Raw genomic sequence first — 5,910 nt, forward strand, 5'->3', positions numbered from 1 at the left:
TACACGCAAAAAAGCGGCCGGGCGCTGATTAACCCGGCCGCTGCATTTCGCGGCCTCATTCGTAAAAATAGCGGATTTGCTCATTTTTGCGCCGCCCGCGTATGGCGATGCGCAACACTATCCCGCTGCCCTGCCACTCCAGGCTGCCGTCGTAATCGTCCGGCGCACACAGATAAGGGCGCTCGGCAGCCAGTTTTCCGTCTACGGGGCGGAACAGGAAAATCCGCTCAAACACCTGATGGCGCAGGCGGTAAAAGCCCAAGCCGCCCTCTTCCGGCCGCCATTGCTTGTCGTCGCGGCAGGCGCGGCCGTTGTCGAGGCTGAAGCGGTCGGAAAAGGTCAGAATGCCGTCTGAAAAATCCGTGTCTGTGCGGCCGCGGCCGCTGCAGTTCCAACCCATCTGCGAGCCGGGCAGGCTGCACGATTCAAACCGCAGGCGCGTTACGCCGCGCAGACGCTGAAACATTTCGTTTACCGTATCCATACGATGCGAAAGCCGCCCGAACCGCAAAAATTCAGACGGCCTTATTCAGCGTTGCAACCGTTTAAACGGCTGCACGCAAAGCGCGGTTTAGAAACGGCGGAAAAAACGGTAAGCCGGAATCACCAGCGCGCTGGCCAAAATCGCTTTGGCAACCCCGCCGGCAATAAAGGGATACAGGCCGTGCGCCAGCAATTCACCCTGCGGCACGAAAAACGACAGCTGCGCCAGGCCGAAGGCAAACATCACTGCGGTAGCGGCAAACGCGGCCAGCAGACTTTTCCAGGTGGATTTCAATACGCCGCGGTCGCTCGCCCAGCCCAAAATAAAGGCCATGGCGACAAAGCCGATTAAATAGCCGCCCGAAGGCCCCATCAATACGCCGAGGCCGGCTTTGCCGTTGGCAAACACGGGCATGCCCATCGCACCTTCCAGCAGATACAGCAATACGGCGCCGACGGCGGCTTTGCGTCCGAGCGCGAAGCCCACCAGCGTCACCGCCAGCGACTGCCCGGTAATCGCCACAAACGGCAGTGGTACGGCGACTTGCGCCAATACGGCAATCAGGTTCGCACCCAATGCCACTTTCAACCAAAACGCAATGGTTTGGTTGGCGTCAGCCCAATGCTTGACGGCTGAGACTTGGTTCATCATAAGTATGTCCTTATCAATCAAGAATAAAATGTCCGTTCGCAATGAAGCGGACAGTTTATTTTAACCGAATTTGCACGCATTCACGCAAAAAAAAAGCCGTCTGAAAACGGGGATTTTCAGACGGCTTTTTTCAATATAGTCGGAGAGTAATTTCTCCGACTATACTTCATCCATGATGCGGCTTTACGCGCTCAGATTGGCGGCGTGTTCGCGCGTTTCGTGGAACACGATGTCCGGCCAACGCTCCTGCGTCAGCCCCAGGTTGACGCGGTTGGGGGCGAGATAGGTCAGGTTGCCGCCCGCATCGATGGCCAGGTTGGCGGCGTTGGCTTTTTCAAATTCGGCCAGTTTTTTCTTGTCCGCGCAAGACACCCAGCGCGCCGACCAAATCGAAGCGGTGTCGAACACGGCTTCTACGCCGTATTCCGCCGCCAGGCGCGAGGTGACGACTTCAAACTGCAATACGCCCACCGCTCCCAAAATCAAATCCGCGCCGCTGTGCGGTTTGAACACCTGCACCGCGCCTTCTTCGCCCAGCTGCTGCAAGCCTTTTTGCAGCTGCTTGATTTTCAGCGGATTTTTGATACGCACGCTGCGGAAGAGTTCGGGCGCGAAAAACGGAATGCCGGTAAACGCCAGCTGCTCGCCCTCGGAGAAACTGTCGCCGATTTGGATGTTGCCGTGGTTGGGGATGCCGATGATGTCGCCCGCGTAAGCCTCTTCCACCAATTCGCGGTCGTGCGACATAAAGGTCACCACGCTGGAGGCGGCGATGTCGCGGTTGATACGCAGATGCTTCATCTTCATGCCACGTTCGAATTTGCCGGAACACACGCGCAAAAAGGCGATGCGGTCGCGGTGCTTCGGATCCATATTGGCTTGGATTTTGAATACGAAACCGGAGAATTTGTTTTCTTCGGGCTGTACGGTACGCACGGTCGCGTCGCGTTCTTTCGGCGCGGGCGCCCAGTCGATGAGCGAGTTCAAAATCTCCTGAATACCGAAATTGTTAATCGCCGAGCCGAAGAACACGGGGGTCAGTTCGCCCGCCAGAAATTCGTCCAAATCAAACTCGTTGGACGCGGCCTGCACCAATTCAATTTCATCGCGCAACTGTTGGATTTCCAACGGAAAGCGTTCGGCCAGCTCGGGGTTGTCGATGCCTTTAATCACATCAAATTCATGCGGCAGCTTCTCGCCGCCCGCTTCAAACAGATACACTTCGTCATTCAAAATCGAATACACGCCCTTGAAGTTCTTGCCCATGCCGATCGGCCAGGTCACGGGGGCGCAGCGGATTTTGAGGATATTTTCCACTTCGTCGAGCAATTCCAGCGAATCGCGCACTTCGCGGTCATATTTGTTCATAAAGGTGACGATGGGCGTGTTACGCAGACGGCAGACGTTCAATAATTTAATCGTCTGCGCTTCCACGCCTTTGGCCGCGTCGATAACCATCAATGCGCTGTCCACCGCGGTCAATACGCGGTAGGTGTCTTCCGAAAAGTCTTGGTGGCCGGGGGTGTCGAGCAGGTTGACGGTGTGGTCTTTATAGTCGAACTGCATGACCGACGAGGCCACGGAAATGCCGCGCTGCTTCTCGATTTCCATCCAGTCGGAAGTGGCGAATTTGCCGGTTTTCTTGCCTTTTACCGTACCCGCGCTCTGAATGGCACCCGAAAACAGCAAGAGCTTTTCGGTAAGCGTGGTTTTACCCGCGTCGGGGTGGGAAATGATGGCGAAGGTGCGGCGGCGGCGCACTTGGTCTAGGATTTCGGACATGGTTTCTCGATAAATAAAATCAGGCCGTTTTCAGACGGCCTGCGGGTCTGCGACAGACCCATCAATAAACAGTTTGAGCGGCATTGTACAAAAGAAAGCCGCCCTTATCAATTATCACTATATAGTGGTTTCAAATAAAAAATCTACAGCGTTGGCTGCGCCTGGTCGTACTACTTGTACTGCCTGCGGCTTGCCGCCTTGTATCTTTCTTATTTGAATCCACTATAAAAAATCAGGCTGTTTTGCACCCATACCACCGCGCTTGCACGCAGGTCGGATATGGATTGCCTGGTCATGCCGTCTGAAAAACACCGTTTAGCGCAACCGCCCCGCCGCTCACACGGCTGCGACGCGCTTGGCCCATTCAATCACCGGCAAATCCACCATCTGCCCGCCGACCTGAAACACCGCCTGCCCGCTGCGCTGCGCCTCAGCCAAGACTTCTGTGGCAAAGGCGCGTTCGGCTTCCGAAGGCTGGCAGACGGCACGCGCCGCCGCGACTTGGTTGGGGTGGATGCACAACACGCCGCCGAAGCCGAAATCCCGCCAATACGCCATATTTTCCGCCATCGCCGCTTCGTCTTTAAACTCCGGCAGCGTGGTTTCCAAAGGCGGATGCAGGCCGCAGATGCGGCTGTGCAGCAGCAAATCGCCGCGCAAACGGTCAAACACCGCCTGCGCCGCCCGGCTGCCGAAGCGTACGCCCAAGCTGCCCGCCAAATCCAGGCAGCCGTAAGTCAGGGCAAACACCCCCGGCGCGCGCGCCAAATCGGCCACCGCCGCCATGCCCGCCGCCGTTTCCACCGCCGCTATCACGGGTTTGCCCGTTTGCCGGTGCAAAGCGGCAATGTCTGCCGCACGCTCCGCCTTAGCCAGCACCACGCCTTTTACATACGCCTGCCCCGCCAGCGCTGCCGCATCGTCCGCATGATACGGGCTGCCCGCCGCGTTCACCCGCACCCACACCGCCCGGCTGCCGGCCGCGCTGCCGTATGCGGCGGTATGCTGCCGGGCGGCCGCTTTATCGGCGGGGGCGACGGTATCTTCCCAGTCCAGCACCACCTCGTCCGCCCCGCTCGCCCAAGCCTTGGCAAAGCGATCCGGGCGCGTGGCGGGCACAAACAGAAAGGTTTTCGGCAAAACATAACGGCTCATGATTTCTCCTCTGCTTTATTCTGAAACGTGCTGCGATTGTACCGCAGACAGGCCGTCTGAAAAATTTGAAATGCGTCGGTATGGCGGCAGTTGCGCGGTGATTAGGCGTTTGCCCCGGCCTTTGCCGCGCTTTTCAGACGGCCTGTTTGCACGTTTTTGCCGCATTCAGACGGCCTGCCCGCCCGCGCTTATGATACAATCCGCTCCTTTTCAAATGCTTGAAATTCAAAAACAATATGCACGCTTCTGATTTAAACGAAGGGGATACGGCGCACGAGTATTTCGCCGACAATCCCGAATTTCCCGCAAAAACCATTGTGGCAACGCTGTTTGTCGGCGCGTTTTTCGGGTATCTCAACGATACGCTGCTCAATGTGGCGCTGACGCCGATTATGCAGGATTTCGGCGTGGACAAAACCACGGTGCAGTGGCTGACTACGGGCTTTTTGCTGGTGATGGGCGCGTTTACGCCGATTACGGCGGTGGCAATCCAGTGGCTGGAAACGCGCAAAATGGTGTTGATTACGCAGGCGGTGTTTCTGACGGGCTCGCTGATTTGCGCGTTTGCGCCGACCTTCGGCGTGTTGCTGGCCGGGCGGATGGTGCAGGCGGTGTCGGCGGCGTTTTTCGTGCCGCTGCTGTTTAACGGCATTTTGTCGATTTATCCGCCCAACAAACGCGGTACGGCGATGGGCGTGATTACGATGATGTTTACCGTGGCGCCGGCGATGGGGCCGACGCTGTCGGGCATTATCATCGACCATACGCATTGGCGCTGGCTGTTCGGCTTTACCGCGCCGTTTATGCTGATTGCGATGGGCTTGGTGGGTAAGTTTCTGACAGTCAATTTAAGCAACGTCAGCCGCCCGAAAATCGATGCGCTCTCGGCGGTGCTGTCGATTGCGGGCTTCGGCGGCTTGGTGTTCGCCAGCAGTAATTTCGCCCATCTACCGCTAGCGGAATTTATCGTATATTCGGCGGGGTCGGTGATTCTAATCGGCTGGTTTGCCCGCCGCCAATTCCGCCTGGCGACGCCGCTGCTGAACCTGCGGGCGTTTGCTTACCGGCAGTTCCGCTACAGCGCGGCGGTGCTGGCGGGCGCGATGTTTCTGTTTTTGGGGATGGAATTGCTGATGCCGATGTACACGCAGCAGGTGCTGCTGCTGACGGCGACAACCACCGGCCTGATTTTGATGCCCGCCAGTATCGCGCAGGCGTTTGCCGCACCGGTGTTCGGGCGTTTGCTGGATAAAAAAGGCGGGCGTTTTGTGGTGTTGCCCGCCACGGTAATGCTGGTGGCGGCGCTGGCGGTATTGTGGGCGTTTTTGCAGATGGACACGCAGGTCATCATGCTTTCGGCGATGTTTACTCTGTTTGCGGTGTCGGTATCGGCCTGCATTACCGGCGAAGCCCACGGCTTAAACGCGCTGCCGAAAACGCTCAATCCGCACGGCGCGGCGATTATCACCACCGTCAACCCGATTGCGGGCGCAGTCGGCGCGGCATTTTTTGTCGGCGTGACCAATATCGGCGAAAACCTGTCGTCCGCCGCTACGCCGCAACAAGCCATGCTCGACGGTGTGCATCTGGCAATGGGCAGCGCACTGGCCGTGGGCGCGCTGATGGTGTGCTGCGCGATGCGTTTGAAGGCACATCGGCAGGTGTAGCTTGAAATCTTTGCAAAAAAGCTGAACACTCAGCGACGTCATTAGCTTCGCAAGTCCGCTGCGCGGGGGAAGCGCAGCGGACTTGCGAAGCTAATGACGACCAAGGGATTTTCAATATTTTTGCAAAGGTCTCAGCTTGGATAAACCGTTTTAAAACAAACAGGCCGTCTG

At 57.5% G+C, this 5,910-nt stretch carries 5 protein-coding genes; 1 reads left to right on the plus strand and 4 read right to left on the minus strand.

All coding sequences use genetic code 11. The annotated features are described in order from the left end of the window. Positions 1 to 55: 55 nt before the first annotated feature. From BDE01S_RS07635 to BDE01S_RS07650, 4 genes are all read right to left on the minus strand, one after another. Complete coding sequence (locus BDE01S_RS07635; RefSeq protein WP_066079676.1) at positions 56 to 484, minus strand: hypothetical protein; 429 nt, start codon at positions 482 to 484, stop codon at positions 56 to 58. Positions 485 to 571: 87 nt separating this feature from the next. After that, positions 572 to 1,135 (minus strand): biotin transporter BioY, encoded by a 564-nt coding sequence (locus BDE01S_RS07640; protein WP_066079679.1) that lies wholly within the window; start codon positions 1,133 to 1,135, stop codon positions 572 to 574. Between the two features lie 183 nt (positions 1,136 to 1,318). Further along, positions 1,319 to 2,917, minus strand: a complete 1,599-nt coding sequence (locus tag BDE01S_RS07645; protein ID WP_066079681.1) for a peptide chain release factor 3 — start codon at positions 2,915 to 2,917, stop codon at positions 1,319 to 1,321. Between the two features lie 336 nt (positions 2,918 to 3,253). After that, on the minus strand, positions 3,254 to 4,072 hold the full coding sequence (locus BDE01S_RS07650) for an HpcH/HpaI aldolase/citrate lyase family protein (RefSeq protein ID WP_066079685.1): 819 nt from the start codon (positions 4,070 to 4,072) through the stop codon (positions 3,254 to 3,256). A 236-nt stretch (positions 4,073 to 4,308) separates the two neighbouring features. Between BDE01S_RS07650 and BDE01S_RS07655 the strand changes: the two genes are divergently transcribed. Beyond that, positions 4,309 to 5,739: an MFS transporter gene (locus BDE01S_RS07655; RefSeq protein WP_066079687.1), complete on the plus strand. Its 1,431-nt coding sequence runs from the start codon at positions 4,309 to 4,311 to the stop codon at positions 5,737 to 5,739. Positions 5,740 to 5,910 lie beyond the last annotated feature (171 nt).

The organism is Bergeriella denitrificans NBRC 102155, from assembly GCF_001592185.1.
Lineage (GTDB): Bacteria > Pseudomonadota > Gammaproteobacteria > Burkholderiales > Neisseriaceae > Neisseria > Neisseria denitrificans.

What these genes read in the sequence shown, in the direction of transcription:
- BDE01S_RS07635 (WP_066079676.1), bottom strand. Translation starts at nt 484, where the DNA reads ATGGATACGGTAAACGAAATGTTTCAGCGTCTGCGCGGCGTAACGCGC.
- BDE01S_RS07640 (WP_066079679.1), bottom strand. Translation starts at nt 1,135, where the DNA reads ATGATGAACCAAGTCTCAGCCGTCAAGCATTGGGCTGACGCCAACCAA.
- BDE01S_RS07645 (WP_066079681.1), bottom strand. Translation starts at nt 2,917, where the DNA reads ATGTCCGAAATCCTAGACCAAGTGCGCCGCCGCCGCACCTTCGCCATC.
- BDE01S_RS07650 (WP_066079685.1), bottom strand. Translation starts at nt 4,072, where the DNA reads ATGAGCCGTTATGTTTTGCCGAAAACCTTTCTGTTTGTGCCCGCCACG.
- BDE01S_RS07655 (WP_066079687.1), top strand. Translation starts at nt 4,309, where the DNA reads ATGCACGCTTCTGATTTAAACGAAGGGGATACGGCGCACGAGTATTTC.